This window comes from Halarcobacter ebronensis (genome assembly GCF_013201825.1).
In the GTDB taxonomy this organism is placed as follows: domain Bacteria; phylum Campylobacterota; class Campylobacteria; order Campylobacterales; family Arcobacteraceae; genus Halarcobacter; species Halarcobacter ebronensis.
Genome location: NZ_CP053836.1, coordinates 2,002,442 through 2,018,919 on the forward strand (window position 1 = coordinate 2,002,442; position 16,478 = coordinate 2,018,919).

General features: G+C 29.0%; 19 protein-coding genes. 4 read left to right on the forward strand and 15 right to left on the reverse strand.

The genetic code is table 11. The annotated features are described in order from the left end of the window. The 3 genes from AEBR_RS09995 to AEBR_RS10005 form a co-directional block, all read right to left on the reverse strand. A complete protein-coding gene (locus tag AEBR_RS09995; protein ID WP_129086390.1) occupies positions 1 to 2,139 on the reverse strand; it encodes a xanthine dehydrogenase family protein molybdopterin-binding subunit in 2,139 nt (712 codons plus the stop codon). Then, positions 2,139 to 2,591: a (2Fe-2S)-binding protein gene (locus AEBR_RS10000; protein ID WP_129086389.1), complete on the reverse strand. Its 453-nt coding sequence runs from the start codon at positions 2,589 to 2,591 to the stop codon at positions 2,139 to 2,141. Before AEBR_RS10000 ends, AEBR_RS09995 begins: the two co-directional genes overlap by 1 nt. A gap of 191 nt (positions 2,592 to 2,782) precedes the next feature. Then, positions 2,783 to 3,358, reverse strand: a complete 576-nt coding sequence (locus AEBR_RS10005; RefSeq protein WP_129086388.1) for an NUDIX hydrolase — start codon at positions 3,356 to 3,358, stop codon at positions 2,783 to 2,785. An 81-nt stretch (positions 3,359 to 3,439) separates the two neighbouring features. Here AEBR_RS10005 and AEBR_RS10010 point away from each other — a divergent pair, with 81 nt between their 5' ends. Beyond that, positions 3,440 to 4,048 carry a hypothetical protein gene (locus tag AEBR_RS10010; protein ID WP_129086387.1) on the forward strand — a complete coding sequence of 203 codons (609 nt, stop codon included), beginning with the start codon at positions 3,440 to 3,442 and terminating at the stop codon, positions 4,046 to 4,048. Here the strand turns inward: AEBR_RS10010 and AEBR_RS10015 are convergent. From AEBR_RS10015 to AEBR_RS10035, 5 genes are all read right to left on the reverse strand, one after another. Then, the gene (locus tag AEBR_RS10015) at positions 4,035 to 5,207 is read right to left on the reverse strand and encodes a sensor histidine kinase (RefSeq protein ID WP_129086386.1); all 1,173 of its coding nucleotides are present in this window, start codon (positions 5,205 to 5,207) and stop codon (positions 4,035 to 4,037) included. The two genes, AEBR_RS10010 and AEBR_RS10015, sit on opposite strands and share 14 nt — an antisense overlap. Further along, positions 5,200 to 5,859, reverse strand: a complete 660-nt coding sequence (locus tag AEBR_RS10020) for a response regulator transcription factor (protein ID WP_128979421.1) — start codon at positions 5,857 to 5,859, stop codon at positions 5,200 to 5,202. Before AEBR_RS10020 ends, AEBR_RS10015 begins: the two co-directional genes overlap by 8 nt. 57 nt (positions 5,860 to 5,916) lie before the next feature. Next, positions 5,917 to 6,513, reverse strand: a complete 597-nt coding sequence (locus AEBR_RS10025; RefSeq protein WP_129086385.1) for a hypothetical protein — start codon at positions 6,511 to 6,513, stop codon at positions 5,917 to 5,919. A gap of 60 nt (positions 6,514 to 6,573) precedes the next feature. Continuing rightward, positions 6,574 to 7,074 carry a YajQ family cyclic di-GMP-binding protein gene (locus AEBR_RS10030; RefSeq protein WP_129086384.1) on the reverse strand — a complete coding sequence of 167 codons (501 nt, stop codon included), beginning with the start codon at positions 7,072 to 7,074 and terminating at the stop codon, positions 6,574 to 6,576. 90 nt (positions 7,075 to 7,164) lie between these two features. Beyond that, positions 7,165 to 8,415, reverse strand: coding sequence for a uracil-xanthine permease family protein (locus AEBR_RS10035; protein WP_129086383.1), 1,251 nt, complete (start codon positions 8,413 to 8,415; stop codon positions 7,165 to 7,167). A gap of 127 nt (positions 8,416 to 8,542) precedes the next feature. Here AEBR_RS10035 and upp point away from each other — a divergent pair, with 127 nt between their 5' ends. Then, positions 8,543 to 9,163 carry a uracil phosphoribosyltransferase gene (upp, locus tag AEBR_RS10040; protein WP_129086382.1) on the forward strand — a complete coding sequence of 207 codons (621 nt, stop codon included), beginning with the start codon at positions 8,543 to 8,545 and terminating at the stop codon, positions 9,161 to 9,163. Here upp and AEBR_RS10045 read toward each other — a convergent pair. The 6 genes from AEBR_RS10045 to AEBR_RS10070 all read right to left on the reverse strand — a co-directional run bounded on the left by AEBR_RS10045 (position 9,160) and on the right by AEBR_RS10070 (position 13,303). Then, positions 9,160 to 9,918 (reverse strand): Rossmann-fold NAD(P)-binding domain-containing protein, encoded by a 759-nt coding sequence (locus AEBR_RS10045; RefSeq protein ID WP_129086381.1) that lies wholly within the window; start codon positions 9,916 to 9,918, stop codon positions 9,160 to 9,162. The genes upp and AEBR_RS10045 overlap by 4 nt on opposite strands. Positions 9,919 to 9,920: 2 nt before the next feature. Next, the gene (locus AEBR_RS10050) at positions 9,921 to 10,721 is read right to left on the reverse strand and encodes an ion transporter (protein WP_164969443.1); all 801 of its coding nucleotides are present in this window, start codon (positions 10,719 to 10,721) and stop codon (positions 9,921 to 9,923) included. A gap of 3 nt (positions 10,722 to 10,724) precedes the next feature. Then, a complete protein-coding gene (locus AEBR_RS10055) occupies positions 10,725 to 11,111 on the reverse strand; it encodes a DUF423 domain-containing protein (RefSeq protein ID WP_129086379.1) in 387 nt (128 codons plus the stop codon). Between the two features lie 58 nt (positions 11,112 to 11,169). After that, positions 11,170 to 11,430 carry a hypothetical protein gene (locus AEBR_RS10060; protein ID WP_128979406.1) on the reverse strand — a complete coding sequence of 87 codons (261 nt, stop codon included), beginning with the start codon at positions 11,428 to 11,430 and terminating at the stop codon, positions 11,170 to 11,172. 124 nt (positions 11,431 to 11,554) lie between these two features. After that, positions 11,555 to 12,001: a phosphoribosyltransferase gene (locus tag AEBR_RS10065; protein ID WP_129086378.1), complete on the reverse strand. Its 447-nt coding sequence runs from the start codon at positions 11,999 to 12,001 to the stop codon at positions 11,555 to 11,557. Between the two features lie 9 nt (positions 12,002 to 12,010). After that, a complete protein-coding gene (locus AEBR_RS10070) occupies positions 12,011 to 13,303 on the reverse strand; it encodes an NCS2 family permease (protein ID WP_129086377.1) in 1,293 nt (430 codons plus the stop codon). Positions 13,304 to 13,408: 105 nt separating this feature from the next. Between AEBR_RS10070 and AEBR_RS10075 the strand changes: the two genes are divergently transcribed. Continuing rightward, entirely contained in the window at positions 13,409 to 14,266 is an 858-nt protein-coding gene (locus AEBR_RS10075) for a damage-control phosphatase ARMT1 family protein (RefSeq protein ID WP_129086376.1), read from the forward strand. A 29-nt stretch (positions 14,267 to 14,295) separates the two neighbouring features. Here AEBR_RS10075 and AEBR_RS10080 read toward each other — a convergent pair whose 3' ends face one another. Continuing rightward, on the reverse strand, positions 14,296 to 15,393 hold the full coding sequence (locus tag AEBR_RS10080) for an aminotransferase-like domain-containing protein (RefSeq protein ID WP_129086375.1): 1,098 nt from the start codon (positions 15,391 to 15,393) through the stop codon (positions 14,296 to 14,298). Positions 15,394 to 15,504: 111 nt separating this feature from the next. On the opposite strand from AEBR_RS10080, the gene AEBR_RS10085 reads away from it, so the two are divergent. Further along, positions 15,505 to 16,359 (forward strand): AraC family transcriptional regulator, encoded by an 855-nt coding sequence (locus AEBR_RS10085; RefSeq protein WP_129086374.1) that lies wholly within the window; start codon positions 15,505 to 15,507, stop codon positions 16,357 to 16,359. Positions 16,360 to 16,478: the final 119 nt, after the last annotated feature.

The following is a 16,478-nucleotide window of genomic DNA, read 5'->3' on the forward strand; positions in this document are numbered from 1 at the left end:
TTACCCCAATTTTATAGGGTATTTTGTATATCTTTTACCTGTTACATCAAATAGTGCATTTGTTATTGCTCCAAATGCAGGTGGAACTCCAGGCTCTCCAATACCACCAATTTTTGCTCCTGAATTTATAATCTCAACATAAATTTCAGGGGTATCACTAATTCTATTTACAGAATAGTCATAAAAGTTGTTTTGTACTGTACTACCATTTTCTATTGTTATCTCTGCATATTTTGTATAACCAATAGCAAAGTTAACAGCACTTAAAATTTGGTTTTCAACATTAAAAGGATTAAAGGCATAACCACAATCAACTGCACCCCAAACTTTTTCAACCTTGTAATCATTGTTCTCTACTTTTACTTTTGCCACATAAGCTACTATAGAGCCAAAAGATTCAGCAATAGCTACACCATAACCACTATTTTTTTCTCTTTTGTACCAATTTGATTGTTTTGCCACATTTTTAAGAAGATTTATAAATCTCTCATCTTTTAGATTTTTAATTCTAAAATCAATTGGATCCATATTTGCTGCAATTGCACCTTGATCTACAATTGTTTCAATTGCTGGAGCTGTAACAGTATGCCCAACAGAACGCAACCATAAAACAGGAATTGGTGATTCAGGACAAAAGGCTTTTAAATCATTACTTGGCACACTATAGGGGTGATTTTGAAAACCTTCCCTTTGAGAGGCATCAATTCCATCTTTAAACATAAAAGCTTCAAATATTGTTCCTTTTACAAGGGATTGACTTACAATACTACCTTTAAGACCTGTAATATTACCCTTACTATCAATAGATAGTTTTGTTTTTAGTCTGGTCATTGGTCTATAGTTACCCATTTTAATATCATCTTCTCTAGTCCAAAGTGTTTGAATAGGCCATAACTCATCTTTTGCAACATAAATTGCATCTTTTACATAGTCAAAATTAGCTGGCCCTCTTCGTCCAAAACTGCTACCTAAATAGTTATTATAGTACTCAACATTTTGTTGTTCAACACCTAAAATTTCTGCACAAAGATCTCTTACATTTGTTTGAAATTGACTTCCAAGTGAGATAAAGGCTTTCTCTTTATCGTGATGAACAGTACAGTTAAGTGGTTCCATCATACCATGAGCCAAAAATGGAAAATGAAAATCAGCTTCAACAGTTTTATAGGCCTCATCAAAAGCTTTATTTATATCTCCATCTTTTCTCATAACAGGGATATCTTCAGCATTAACTTTAGCCTCATACTCTTTTTCTAAATCTTTTGAACTGATATTTTTAAACTCACCCTCATCCCATACAACAGAAACAAGCTCACTTGCTTTTTTAGCTTGCCACCAATAATTAGCAATTACAGCTATTTTTTCATTTGGAAGTTGCTTTATTTTTAAAACTCCTGGCATATTTTTTGCTTTTGAATCATCAAAACTTTTTATTTTTGCCCCAAATACTCTTGGTTGAATTAGACAAGCATATTTCATATTTTCTAATCTAACATCAATACCAAATTTAGTTTTTCCAGTAATTTTCTCTTCCACTTCTTTTGGATGTCTTTTTATTGGTTTACCAATTAATGTAAATTCGCTCTCTTTTTTAAGTGTTACATCATTTGGTATTTTCATAGATTTAATATCTTCTACCAAATCCCCATAAGATAACTTTTCATTGGTTTTTTTATTTATCACATATGAGTCTTTTGTTATTACATCATAAACTCTTACTTTCCATCTTTTTGCAGCTGCTTTTTTCAACATACTATTAACTGTAGCACCAACTTTTCTAATACTTTCTTGATGATTTGTAATAGAACCTGAACCACCTGTTAGCATGATGCCCATTCCTGGTCTATTATAAATAGGATCTACAGGAGCTGGAACAAAAACAATATCTTCCCAAGCAGCATCTAATTCATCTGCAATACACATTGACATTGTTGAGTAAACACCTTGACCCATTTCTGCTTGCCCAATCATAAAAGTAATAGTATTATCACTATCAATCTTTATAAAAGCATTTGGTTCTAAGATATTAGTTTTTTCTGCCTCTTTTGCTCTACCTTTAATAGGAGCATAAAATCCAATTATAAAAGCAGAACCTACTAATGATGTATTCTTTAAAAAATCCCTTCTTGAAACATTCATTATATCTCCTTTGCTGCTTTTGCAATTGCTATTTTAATTCTATTATAAGTACCACATCTACAGATATTACCATCCATAGCATCAACTATCTCTTGCTCAGTTGGTTTGTTATTTTGTTTTAATAAACCAGCAGCATTAATAATCTGTCCTGGTTGACAATACCCACATTGGGCAACATCTTCCTCTTTCCAATATTTTCTTAAAGTATTAATTACCCTATCTTCACTATTTTCAATAGTGGTAATCTCTTTTCCTATAGCCTCTTTTATAGATGTTTGACACCCTCTAACTGCTTTTCCATCTAGCAAAATAGTACAGGCACCACACATTCCAACACCACATCCAAACTTTACCCCAGTAATATTTAGATAATCTCTTAAAGCCCATAAAACAGGAGTATCATCAGAGATATCCTTTAGTTTATATTTTTTCTTATCTACGATTAATTCCATTTGTACCTCCACAAATTTGATATTAAACCAGTATTAATTATATATTAATATAGAAGATTCCTGTAGATTGATTCTCTAAATTTTTTGCCTAATTCTGTAAATATTTTTATTTTGTTTCTAAATCTTTAACAATTTTAAAACAGAAGAGATTAGATATTCTATTAATAAAATATCTAAATTGAAAGAGATATCTAGTTTTTTGTTTTATTTTTCATAAACCACATAAAAGAGAACATAAGTCCTGGAGTTTTTGCTTTACTTTCATCAAAAATAAACTCTTCATAATCTTTTAATGGAAGATACATAAGTTCTATTAACTCATCTTGTATTCCACCACCTTCATGTATTTTCATTGAATCATCTATTTTTGCATAAAAAAGTGTTTGACACCCTCCACTTACTCCCACATTTGTATAAAAAGAAGTAATCTTTTCAATATTTTCTAAAGAAACATCAAAACCACACTCCTCATCAATCTCCTCTTTTGCAATCTCTTGAAGTGTTTTATTTTTATCAACAATTCCTGCACAAAGTTCATAGGTACAAAGTTTTGATTTATCATTTAAATAGACTGGTGCCCTAAACTGCTTTACTAATAAAAATGCATTTTTTGTCTCATGATAGAGTAAAATAGCAACAGAATCAAAGCTCTTTACAGCTTCCCAACTTTTATTAATCCCATTTTGTTTATAGGTTATTTTTACTGGATGGACAAATTTTGTGTTGTCCAATTTACTTATTTTAAACTCTTCAATTTTATTATTCATTATAAACCTTTTGTTTATTTTATTTATATTTGAATAAAATAAGAGTAAATTTAATTTTTTCGAATTCATAAAGGTTTTAACATGATACTAAAATATACAGGTCCAAAAGAGATTATCTCCGCACATGGAATAAGTTTTAAAAATGGAAAAGATGACAAATACGTATATATCTATCCAGCATATCAATTATATAAAGCAATTCACCACGAGTATGAGAAGGGTCATATCTATTCACACAATATTGATGGCAAAAGAATAAATGATGAAGCTTTAGTAAATGAGATTTTAAAGTTAAGACCTGAATTAAAAAAGAGTTGTGAAGAGGAGCTTGAGAAAATCAAAAGTTTTCTTGATAGTGAAATTGAAAAAGTAGAAGAGCATAAAGATTATAATGAGGAAGAGAAAAAAGTTTTTAAAAACAATCTTTTGATTATGAAAGACTATAGAGTCCAAAGGGAGACTAATAAAATCATCTATTATGAACTAATCAAAATTATAGTTGATGATATAATTGAACATAAATTAAAAGAGATCAATTCCCCTTTCAATGAAAGATATTGGCATATTTTACAATCAATTCAAGGGGAACTTTCAAACCATAATCACAAATCAATTGGTTCAAATTTAGATACAAATCATAATAGTGAAGATATTAGAATTATTTTAAAAATAAACTCTATTGGGAAATAATAATTTTATTAAAATCAACAATGAAGGTAGAACCTTCATTTGGTTTTGACTCTAACATTAACTCCAAGTTATAATCTTTGCAAATACGATTTACAATATCTAAACCTATACCAAAACCACCTTCAACATTTTTACCCCTTTTATATCTTTTAAATATCTCTTTTTGTTCCTCTTTAGAGATTCCAATTCCAAAATCTTGAACTTTTAAAAAACCTTTTTCTAAAGATACAACTATTTTAGAGTTATTTTTGCTATATTTTATAGCATTTGATAAAAGATTATTTATCAACTTTTGGGTTTTTGTTCTATCCATTAATACTTCACATATTTCTAAATTAGCTTCAATTATTATACTTTTTGTTACAGAGATATCTCTAAAAAAATCTACACTTTCTAAAATAAGCTCGTTAAGATTAAACCTCTCATCCAAATTCTCTCCAAAATTATTAAAAGCAGAAAAATGAATATCATTGTAAATATGTGATATTTGTTTACTGCTACTTAAAATATATTTCATCATCTTTTCTGGATTTTTACCCCTTTTTAACATACTAACAGAGGTCATTAATACAGAGATTGGAGTATTTAATTCATGGGCTGAATCTTTGATAAAATTATCAAGTTGCAAAACTTTTTGTCGTACAGGTTTTAAAAGAAGTTTGGCAAGAAAAAAAGCAATAAAGCCAACAAAAATTGCACTCAAAAAGAAAGCCAAAATAGTATAAACAACTAATCTATCTTTATTTACAACCCCTTGACAAGTCTCTAAAACAATATATTTTATTGGTATTCCCACTTCATTTAACTCATCAATGAAGTAGTGATTAAGTCTATTTTCATAAAATTTTTTATCTAAATCAACTGACTCTTTACTATCTAGATTTGAAAAAATAAGTTTTCTTTTCTCATCATATAAACCATATCTTAACTCTTTTTTATCCAAATTTTTGGGTATAAATTTTTTATTGTGCATATATGAGTTTAAAATATCAGTTTTTATTTTCATTGAAGCATTATTTAGCTCCATGCTACAACTCTTTTCTAAAGATTCAACCTCATCTTGATAATAAACATAAAGAAGCATTCCAATTAAAAAGATTGCAGAGCAAATATAGATAGATAAGAAACTAAAAAGTGCTCTTTTTTCATCACTATTCAAATTTATAGCCTACTCCTCGTATGGTTTGAATTACCTCTTTTCCTAGCAACTCTCTTAGGTTTTTTATATAAACTCTGATTGTAGCTTCTGTTGGCATCTCTTCATAAGCCCAAATATTTTGTAAAAGCTCTTCACTTGAGATTACCCTTTTTTTATGTTTTATAAAATATTTTAGAATATCTCTCTCTTTTAAAGCTATACTTTTTACTCTATTATTTATCTTAAGTTGACAAAATTCAGGCAAAAATATTGTATCTTTGCAAATTTGAATCTCATGGGAGTTTTCAATAAAAAACTGTTTTGAAAGCTTTCTAACTCTTTGATCTAACTCTTCTAAATCAAAAGGTTTTTTAATATAGTCATCAACACCATTCTCAAAAGCCTCTTTAAGATGTTTTGTATCTTGGTATGCTGTTAAAATTATTATTGGTGTTTTATTTTTATAATCATCTCTTAGGGTTCTTAAAACTTCAAGTCCTGACATTAAAGGAGTATTTATATCTAAAAGAGCCAAATCAAAAACTTCATCAAGAAGAGTTTCCAAAGCCTCTTGCCCATTATTGCAAAGGGTTACATCATACCCTTTGTCTTGTAGGTGTTCATTTAATAAATCACTTAATGCAGGATCATCTTCTAGTAATAAAACTTTCAATATAACTCCTTTTTGAAACTAAGTCATTATACTAAAAGTTTGTTTACCAAGTGTGTATTAACTCTTTAGTACTTTTTTTATTATGTTATACAAAGCCTTTTCTGTTTCACTTAAACTCTTTCCAAAAGCAACAATTGAGAAATCATTACCATCAATTAAAAAAGAGTTATTTAAGAAACAATCAATATTTTTATATATATCCTCAACAGCTTTACAATTTTCTAAATTACTATAATCTATTTTAAGAAACTCATTATTTATCATATAATCCCACACTCTTTCATTATTTATTATAATTACTGCTTTTATTTGAGAATCTAAATCATATAAGTAAGAGTGAAGAAGCCACTGATTTGAAGGTTTACTACTTCCAATACAAAACATCTTTTTTCTCTCGTAATCAAACTTTTTTACAAAAGAGTAGTAGTTTGGATTTAGTTTGGGAAACTCACCTGTATTAATTCCAGTTATAACAAACGAGCTTTTGTTTTTATTGTATCTTGTTGAGATACTGCCAAAACAATTTCCATTTGTGTGTGCACCTATTAGACCCAAAGAGTAGAGTCTAGCTCGAATTTTTTCAATCTTATTGCACTCTTTGACTGCAATCTCTTCTGTTTCTGTATATTTAATTGAGTAATCAAAATCTTCCATTGTATATCCTTAAGTTGGAAAATATTATCAACTTAAGGTATCAATTTGATTTCAATAAAATTATTTGAAGTTATCAAAAACCAATGGAGATTTAAAATCTAGGGATTTTAGGTGTTTCATAATAGTTTGTAAATCATCAATATTTTTCCCAGTTACTCTTATTTCATCCCCTTGATTTACAGCTTTTACTTTTAGTTTTAGATTTTTAATCTCTAGCTGTATCTTTTTTGCTTCATCAGCTTTTATAGAGTCAACAATTGAGTAAGTGAATTTTCTATTTCCACCAGAACTATCCTCTTTTTTTAACTCTTCTAATGAGTTAATAGAGATTCCTCTTTTATTCATTTTAGAGATTAAAATATCATACATAGCTTCAACTTTATTATCACTTGAAGAGTTTAAAACTAAAGTCTTTGCTCCTTGATTAAAATCTATCTCTTTTGCAATTCCTTTAAAATCATATCTTGTTTCAATCTCTTTTTGAGCTTGAACTACAGCATTTTTCATCTCTTGTAAATCTAATTTTGCAGAGATATCAAAACTATGTTCTTTTGCTGCCATACATACTCCTAATTTTTCTCTTATTATAGGAAATTCAAAGTTTTATAACTATTAAAAAGTAATAAAAAAGGGAATTAATTCCCTTTTTTATTAAAGAATATGATCATCTTTTCTAGGTTGTGGTAAGATAATATTTAAGATAATTCCAGTAATTGCTCCAAGACCAATTCCTGAAAATGGTACTCCTCCAAAATTAAAAGTCATACCACCAATTGAGAATACTAAAATTGTTGAAACAAGAATCAAGTTTCTTGGACAATTGAAGTCAACATCTGCTCTAACAAGGGTAGAGATACCAACACTTGCAATAATACCAAATAGTAAAAGCATAATTCCACCCATAACTGGAACAGGAATTGTTGCTAAAAGACCACCAAGTTTTCCAACAAAAGCAAGAACTATTGCAAAAATTGCAGCCCATGTCATAATTGCAGGATTATAAGCTTTTGTAACTGTAACTGCACCTGTAACTTCTGAGTAAGTAGTATTTGGTGGTCCACCAAATAGTGCAGCAACTGAAGTTGCTAATCCATCACCTAAAAGAGTGTTTTTAAGGCCTGGTTTTTTTAGATAATCTTTTTTAGTTACATTTGAAATTGCTAACATATCACCAATATGTTCAATAGCAGGAGCTATTGCAATAGGTAAAATAAAGATTATTGCTTCCCAACTAAATGTTGGTGCAACAAAGTTTGGCATTGCAAACCAAGCTGCATTTTTAACTGCACTAAAATCAACAATTCCTAAAAAGATAGATACAATATAACCCACTAAGATTGCACCTAGAATTGGAATTAATCTAAAAACTCCTTTTCCTAAAAGAGAGATTAACATCATTGTAAATAGTGAAAGCATTGAAACTGTAATAGCTGTTCCAAATGGCACTAATTGAATTGCTCCATCCCCTGTTTTACCCATTGCCATATTAACTGCAACAGGAGACAAAATAAGACCAATAGAGATAATTACAGGTCCAACAACAACTGCTGGCAAATATTTATGAATAAACTGATCTCCTCTTACTCTAATAATAGAGCTTAAAACCACATATAAAAGCCCAGCTGCCACAAGCCCTGACATAGTTGCAGCAATTCCCCAAGTTTTAACACCATATGAAATTGGAGCAATAAAGGCAAAAGAAGAAGCCAAAAAGATTGGTGGTACAGCACTTCTATTTATAAATTGAAATAATAAAGTACCAACACCAGCAGTAAATAGTGCCACATTTGGGTCAAGTCCAGTTAAAATAGGAACTAAAACTAACGCTCCAAATGCAACAAACAGAAACTGTATACCGATTATTGAGTCTTTGACTCTAAAGTTGTAATCTGTAGGTTTCATACGTCCTCACTTTGTAGAAATAAATACCAAGATAATATCCAAAGTAAGATAAGATGGGCGTAAATAAATGTGTAATTTATAAGCAATTTTACGATAACATAATTTCAAAAAGATAAAGAGAGTATTTATGTATAAAGAGAGTACAAATGTAGTTGTAAAACATCTTGTAAATAGATTAAGAGATGTAAGAACAGCTCCAAATGAATTTAGATTAACAATTGAAGAGATTTCAAGAATTATTGCTTCAGAAGCATTAAGTGATTTTAAAACTATTACTACAAATATTGAGACATGGCAAGGACCACTTGATGTTCAAGTATTAGAGGTTCAAAAACTTGTACTTGTTCCTATTTTAAGAGCTGGTGAGCCTATGTTAACTGGTATTTTAAGAACTCTGCCTTATGCAAGAAGTGGTTTTTTAGCAATGAAAAGAGATGAAAAAACAGCAGAAAGCAAACTATTTTATGAAAATATTCCACACTTAGAAGATAAAACTGTTTTACTTTTAGATCCAATGGTTGCAACAGGTGGTTCACTAATTGATGGAATTACTTACTTAAAATCAAAAGGTGCAAAAAAGATTATTTCACTTAATATTTTGGGGGCTCCTGAGGGAATTGATGCAGTCCAAAAAGCTCATCCTGATGTAGATATTTTTATAGCACAAGTTGATGAGAGACTAGATGATAAAAAATACATTAGACCTGGTCTTGGTGATGCTGGAGATAGAGCATTTAATACAAACTAAAAATACTCTATTGGATTTGGATATTTATATCTAAATCCTAAGCTTTCAATTTTACTTCCATCTATAATTCTATTTTCATAACTTTTTCTATTTTTGAATATTGGCTCTTCAAAACCAAACCTTTTTGCATTGTATGTGTAAATCTCTTTTTTAGTTGGATGAATTTTAGAACATAAATTAAATACTCCACTAATATCATTTTCAATTACAAACTTTGTGGCATTGATTACATCATCCCTATGGACATAATTTATTTTTGAATCTTCACAATCTAAACTTTTTCCAGCAAAATATTTACCTGCAATCCTATTATAACCCATAAGTCCAGAACATCTAAAGATTATATCTGTTTTGTTTTTTATTAAATTTTCTGCTTTAAAAACCAAAGAGTTTGAGTTGTTAAGAGGTGAATTTTCATCAAAAACTCCTTCCTCATTTTTATATATTGAAGTGGAACTAATAAATATAACTTTTTTATTTAACATATTTTTATTTGAATATATATTCTCTAAAAAAGTTATATAATCTTTTGATTTTTTAGGTGGGAAATTTATAAAGATAAAATCACTATTTAGTAATGAGTCCAAGTTTTGTAAATTGTTTTCATCTAATAAGTAAGGGTCTAATCCCTCACTTATCATTTGATTCTCTTTTTCCAAGTCTCTTATGCTTACTTTAACAGAATAATCTTTTTTCAACTCTTTTGCTAAAGCAAAACCTAACCAACCTGTGCCTAATATAGAAAAAGTTTTCATTATCATTTTTTTATTTTTAATTCTTTCACTTCTTGTTTTAAATCTTTTATCTCTTCAAGTAACAAATCTAATTTTTTGCTATCTTCATGGATTTCATTATGAAAATCTGATTCTTGAATTTTTTGCATCTCTCCAATAATAACCGCAACAAAAAGATTAAAAAACACAAAAGCAGCAATAATAACAAAAGAGACAAAATATATCCATGCCCAAGGATAAACCTCCATTGCTTCATACATAACATCTGTCCAATCCTCAAAAGTTAGTACTCTAAAAAGAGTTAACATTGAGATTAAAAAATCTTTCCAAAGTCCAGAAGGTAACTCATGGAAATAAAAATTTCCTACAATAGCATAGATATAAAAGATTATAAACATAAGTATTACAATATCAATAATTGAAGGTATTGCTTTAATTAACATATCAATTATTGCTTTTAGTTCTGGACGTGCAGTAAAAAGTCTTAAAACTCTAAATACCCTTAAAACCCTAGCAACTGCTGCAAAACCTGATTGTTCTAAAGGAAGTAGTGTCACAACTACAATAGTAAAGTCAAAAACATTCCATCCAGATTTAAAGAAGTTTAAAAATCTCTTTTCTGCCACCATCTTGATAGCTATTTCAAAGATAAAATATATTGTTACAAAATAATCAGCAAGTTTTAAAAACAGCGTATAATTTTGTTCAACTTCACCTAAAGTTTTAAAACCCAACACCGAAGCGTAAGCAATAATAATAAAAGTGGTTAAATTCGAAAACCACCTGGAATCTCTTATTTGTTCAATTTTTTGAATAAGTGTCACTATTTATGCCTTAAGTATTGAGTAAGCCAGTAATAGCCATCCAATTATCATTAAAGTTCCACCAATTGGAGTAATTGCACCTAAAACAGGCATATTTAAAATTACTAATAAGTATAAAGAAAAAGAGAAAATAATCATACCTATAAAGATAAGCCAAGCAGCAATTACGCTCTTTTTTGAATCAGGTTTTAAATAGATTACAAATGAAACTGCAAAAAGTCCTAATGTATTATAAAACTGATACTCCACGCCTGTATGGTAAACCACAAGCATATTTGGTTCTACAATAGCTTTTAATCCATGAGCTCCAAAAGCACCTATTGCAATAGCTAAACCCATCATAACTGAAGCAATAAATAAAAAAGTTTTTACATTGTTGTTAATTGTCATATTATACATCCCTATTTTTTTGGGAAGTATATCTAAAAAATATTAATGGAAATTTTAACTATTTTTTCTTTTTTGAAGAGAAACCTGCACCTTTTTTCTCTTTTTTCTGTAAATCAAGTTCATCAATTATCTCTTTATAATCGATACCTTCTGTATTCATATAAGCAAAACAAGCTGCAACTGCTGCAATAGCATTTGGAACTTCCTCTTTTTTCTTATAGGATTGAATATTCTTCTCACTAACTTTGATTAATGCAGTAAATTTTGGGATTGTAAGTTCTGCGTCAAGCAATAATTTTTTAAACTCGATAAATGTCATTTTTTAGTCCATATAAAAATTTATTATTTATTATACACTAACAAGACTTGATTTTTTCAAAAAATAGTATTCATATATGGTTTTTATATATATTTTATAGAGTAGTGTAAAGGTTATGAAACCTTTACACAGGATCAACTTCCCAGAAGAAATCTATCCATTTATTAGACTCTTTAACAGCAAAATCAGGTTGAATTACTGCTGTTTTTTTATAAAAAAGTGATGCTAATTTAAAATCCACTTTGGGAAACTTTTTCTCTAAAATCTTTATTATTTCTCTCATTGTTTCACCAGAATCAATAATGTCATCTATTAGTAAAACTCTTTTTGCATGGGAAACATCTGGGATATTAAAGATATTAAAAGTGTCAAGCTTTAACTCTCCCTCATAATGAATTGAGTTAAGGGTATAAAGATTTCTCATATCTAAACCATGTGCCATCAAGTGTCCTAACGTAAGTCCACCCCTTGCTACAGCTAAAAGAATATCAGGTTCATAATCCCTACACTTCTCTATTAAAACTTTTGTATCTTTTAAAAACTCATCATAACCGTAATAATACTTTTCCAACAATTTTCCTTATAGTACAAATGCCAAAGCACTTATAAATGTAATAACTAAAATACCGATATTTAAATCAGCTGTTTCTTTTTTTGCTATTTTTATAATGGTATAAATTAAAAATCCAGCAGCTATACCATTTGTGATTGAATATGTAAGAGGCATAAAAATAACCATTAAAAAAGCCCCTGCACTTGTTGCTAAATCTGAGTCTTCAAAGTTAATTTTACCTAACTCTGTAAACATCAAAACCCCAACTACAACTAAAACTGGATAAATTGCATTTGAAGGAATTGCTTTAAAAAGTGGAAGCATAAACAAAGTTGCAATAAAAAATAGAGCTGTAAATACAGCAGTTAATCCTGTTCTACCACCCTCTTCTACTCCTGATGCACTCTCAATAAATGAAGTCGTTGTTGAAACTCCAAGAAGTGAACCTGCTGTTGTTGCAATAGCATCAGCTTCAAGTGTTCTTTGTAAAGATTTGTCATCTTTATTATTCTCTTGAAATAGATTTGCTCTTGTTCCAACTCCTGTTAAAGTTCCAAGAGTATCAAACATATCTGTAATTAAAAATGTAATAACAACAGGAAGTAAAGATAGTGTTAAAGCACTAGGGATATCAAGCTCAAAAGCAATTGGTGCAATTGAAGCAGGAGCTGACAAAATACCTTCAGGAAGATTTCCAATACCTGAAATCCATCCAACAATAGAAGTGATTGCTATAGCTAAAATAAAAGAACCTCTAATTCTATAAGCATAAAAAGAGAATGCCAAAACAAGACCTAAAACACCAAGTAAAACCTCAGGTTTAGAAAAATCTCCAATTGATACAAGAGTAGCTTTATTATCTACAATCATACCCATCTGTTTTAGTCCAATAAATGCAATAAATGAACCAATACCAGCACTAATTGCCCTTCTTAGATTCATAGGAATTGAGGTCATTACCCAAACTCTAAAATTGGTAAAAGAGAGAATTACAAACAAAATACCTGATAAAAATACTATTCCTAAAGCAGTTTGCCAAGGAATATTCATTCCAAGAACCAACCCAAAAGAGAAGTAAGCATTTAAGCCCATACCAACAGACATTGCAATTGGAGTGTTTGACCATAAACCACTAAAAAGTGTAGCTAAAATAGTGATAAGTGCCGTTGCAGTTACAACTGCATCCATTGGAAGTCCCGCATCTGATAGAATAAATCCATTAACAGGGACTATATACATCATAGTTAAAAATGTAGTAAACCCTGCGCTAAGCTCGGTACCTACAGTAGTGTTATGTTCTTTTAGTTTAAACATAAGCATATCCTTCATATCGATATAAAAAAAATATTTTACATAATCTAAGGTTTATTTATACTAAAAAATTGTATAAAATGTACAACTTAAATCTAAGAAAAGAGTAACTTTATGAATATTACTAATGAGTGTGTCAAATGTATAACTGGACAAATTGAAAAAGCAACAAAACTTCTATGCCTAAATGAAGAGATATCAATAACTATTATGGAAGAGGTAAAAAGAAGAGCAAAAAATTTCTCTTATAATGAAACTCCACCTTTTGTGGCAAAAGATGTTTATGAATATTTAGCAAAAATGGCAAAATTAGAAGATCCTTTGGAAAAATTAAAACAAGAGTCTATAAAAAAAGCAACAACTTATCTTCCTTTTATTGAAGAGAAACTAGAAAAAAGTAAAGATAAACTCTTTACAGCAATAAAAGCAGCAGTTGCGGGAAATGTTATTGATTTTGCCACAACAAAAGAGTTTTGTTTAGACAATGAGATAAACTCAATATTTGAAACAGATTTTGCAATAAACGATTATAATAAATTTAAAGAGGAGTTAGAAAAAACCAATAGACTAATAATTCTATCTGATAACGCAGGTGAGAATGTTTTTGATAAAGTATTGGTTAAAACTATTAAAAAACTCTACCCTACTTTAGAGATATATTATGCAACAAGAGGGAAACCTATAATCAATGATATAACAACAAAAGAGGCTTTTCAAGTAGGTATTGATAACTATTGCAAAGTAATTAGTACAGGAGTAGATACACCAGGATTAGAGAAAAAACAAGCTTCAAAAGAGTTTTTAGAACTTTTTGAATCAACACAACTAATATTATCTAAAGGGATGGGAAATTTTGAGTGTTTAGAGGCTACAAATGACTCTAAAATTTTCTTTTTATTTAAAGTTAAATGTGAAGTTGTTGCAAATACAATTTCAAGAAATCTTGGTGAAATTGTCTTAAAAAGAGGATAGCCTTAGGCTATTTTCTCTTTTTGTACTTACTATTTATTTAAAAGCTCAGATAGTTTTTTAACTCCTCTTTCTATTTGTTCAAAAGTTGAGTTTGTAAAGTTAAATCTAGCCTCAGTAGATTTTCTATTATCATGGAAAAATACTTGCGCTGGAACAAAAGCAATATCATTTTCCAAAGCTTTTTTTGCCAAAGTAAAAGAGTCCTCTTCAAAACTTCCATATATAAACATACCACCATTTGGTCTTTTAAACTTAAAACTAGGAATATATTTCTCAAAACACTCAGCCATAAAGTTCATTTTTGATCCATACTCTTTTCTAACTTTTTTTATATGTTCAAAAACATCAAATTCATTCATATATTCATCTAAAATCATCTGGTTAAATGTTGAAGTATGTAAATCAATTGCCTCTTTAGAAACAATTATTTGATCTATTAACTCTTTTTTTGCTCTAATCCAACCAACTCTAAATCCAGGTGCAACTATTTTTGAAAATGAACCCAAATGGAAACTATTTTCATATAAAGCAGCAACTGGTTTTCTAATAGTCCCTTCAAAATCTATTAAAGAATAGGCACCATCTTCAATCAAAAATGTATCTGTTTTATTTAATAATGAAGCAACCTCTTCTCTTCTTTCATTACTTAAAACTCTTCCTGTTGGATTTGTAAAATCACTCATCATATAAAAACCATTTTGAGGATTTAGTTTGCTCTCCAACTCTTTTAACTCATCAAAAGATTTAATATCTAAATTTAAAACCTTATATGCACTAAGTGCCCCTATATATGTTGGACTTTGAACATATAACTCCTCTTTTAAAAAAGTTTTAGCAATAATATCAAAGGCTTGTTGGCTCCCTGTTGTTATTAATATTTCATCTTTATTTGTAGGAAAATCAAATTTTTCACAATAAATTTTTGCAATTTTTTCTCTAAGGCTAAGGACTCCTTGTGATTTTGAGTATTGTAAAGATAGAGGGTTTTCCAATACTCTATTTGTTGCTTTTTTTATATCTTGAATTGGAAACAAATTTTCATTTGGCAATCCGCCTGCAAAAGAGATTGTTCTCTCATTTATTGCATCTAAAATCTCTCTTATATATGATCTTTGAAGCTTTCTCATCTTGTATGTCCTTAAAAAAAATACAAGATTTTACTCTAATAAAAAAAATAAATCTTTATCCTAAATTGCAAAATAATTGTTTTAAATTGCTTTTTTTGCTAAAATTAAATTATGAAAAAAGATACCATTCACCAAAGAGAAGATATTGTAAATAGAACTTTTTATTATATTTACAAAAATTTAGAGTTTAAAATTACTTTAGATGAACTTGCTAAAATCAATCATGTAAGTAAATTTCACTATCATAGAATAATAAAAGAGTCAACAGGTAAAACACTTTTTGAAATCATTTGTGATGAAAGACTTAAAAAAGCAGCAAATTTACTTATTACAAATACCCACTCAACAATTAGTGAAATAGCAAATAAGTGTGGTTATATTTCTCACTCCTCTTTTATAAAAGCTTTTAAAGCAAGGTATCAATATACGCCAAAACAATGGAGAAATGGAAAATATAAAGAGTTTTCAAAATCTATTTTAGAGGATTTTACTTCAAACAAAAAATTTAGTGATATTGAACCTCAAATAAAAGTTTGTAAAGAGATTCACTGTGCTTATATAAGGCATAAAGGCTATAACAAATCCATAAAAAAATGTTGGGACAAACTTAGTGCCATTGCATATACTTATTCAATAAAGGAGTATAAGGAGATAGCACTATTTCATGATAATCCAGTAATAACGCCACAAGATAATTGCTCATATGTGGCATGTATTAGTGTAGACAAAGATTTTAAAGCAATTAGCACCTTTGATATTCCCGAATCCCTTTATGCAGTTTTTTATCTAAAAGGAGTATATGGAGATGTTTTAAACCTAATTAGATATGTTTATCACTATTGGTTGCCAAACTCAGGTTATGAAGCCAAAACAATTCCAGCTTATGCAATATATCATAAAAACTACTTTTTAACTGGAATGAAAGATTTTGAAATAGAACTCTTTATCCCAATAAGTGTTGAATAATTATCTATTATTACGTTATTAATTATAAATAAATAATTTTGTGAAAATAAAATAATTATTATGTTTATGATAATAAATATCATTACCCTTTATAATAGCTACCAAAAACAAGGAATAAA

What these genes read in the sequence shown, in the direction of transcription:
- AEBR_RS09995 (WP_129086390.1), bottom strand. Translation starts at nt 2,139, where the DNA reads ATGAATGTTTCAAGAAGGGATTTTTTAAAGAATACATCATTAGTAGGT.
- AEBR_RS10000 (WP_129086389.1), bottom strand. Translation starts at nt 2,591, where the DNA reads ATGGAATTAATCGTAGATAAGAAAAAATATAAACTAAAGGATATCTCT.
- AEBR_RS10005 (WP_129086388.1), bottom strand. Translation starts at nt 3,358, where the DNA reads ATGAATAATAAAATTGAAGAGTTTAAAATAAGTAAATTGGACAACACA.
- AEBR_RS10010 (WP_129086387.1), top strand. Translation starts at nt 3,440, where the DNA reads ATGATACTAAAATATACAGGTCCAAAAGAGATTATCTCCGCACATGGA.
- AEBR_RS10025 (WP_129086385.1), bottom strand. Translation starts at nt 6,513, where the DNA reads ATGGAAGATTTTGATTACTCAATTAAATATACAGAAACAGAAGAGATT.
- AEBR_RS10030 (WP_129086384.1), bottom strand. Translation starts at nt 7,074, where the DNA reads ATGGCAGCAAAAGAACATAGTTTTGATATCTCTGCAAAATTAGATTTA.
- AEBR_RS10035 (WP_129086383.1), bottom strand. Translation starts at nt 8,415, where the DNA reads ATGAAACCTACAGATTACAACTTTAGAGTCAAAGACTCAATAATCGGT.
- upp (WP_129086382.1), top strand. Translation starts at nt 8,543, where the DNA reads ATGTATAAAGAGAGTACAAATGTAGTTGTAAAACATCTTGTAAATAGA.
- AEBR_RS10045 (WP_129086381.1), bottom strand. Translation starts at nt 9,918, where the DNA reads ATGAAAACTTTTTCTATATTAGGCACAGGTTGGTTAGGTTTTGCTTTA.
- AEBR_RS10055 (WP_129086379.1), bottom strand. Translation starts at nt 11,111, where the DNA reads ATGACAATTAACAACAATGTAAAAACTTTTTTATTTATTGCTTCAGTT.
- AEBR_RS10060 (WP_128979406.1), bottom strand. Translation starts at nt 11,430, where the DNA reads ATGACATTTATCGAGTTTAAAAAATTATTGCTTGACGCAGAACTTACA.
- AEBR_RS10070 (WP_129086377.1), bottom strand. Translation starts at nt 13,303, where the DNA reads ATGCTTATGTTTAAACTAAAAGAACATAACACTACTGTAGGTACCGAG.
- AEBR_RS10075 (WP_129086376.1), top strand. Translation starts at nt 13,409, where the DNA reads ATGAATATTACTAATGAGTGTGTCAAATGTATAACTGGACAAATTGAA.
- AEBR_RS10080 (WP_129086375.1), bottom strand. Translation starts at nt 15,393, where the DNA reads ATGAGAAAGCTTCAAAGATCATATATAAGAGAGATTTTAGATGCAATA.
- AEBR_RS10085 (WP_129086374.1), top strand. Translation starts at nt 15,505, where the DNA reads ATGAAAAAAGATACCATTCACCAAAGAGAAGATATTGTAAATAGAACT.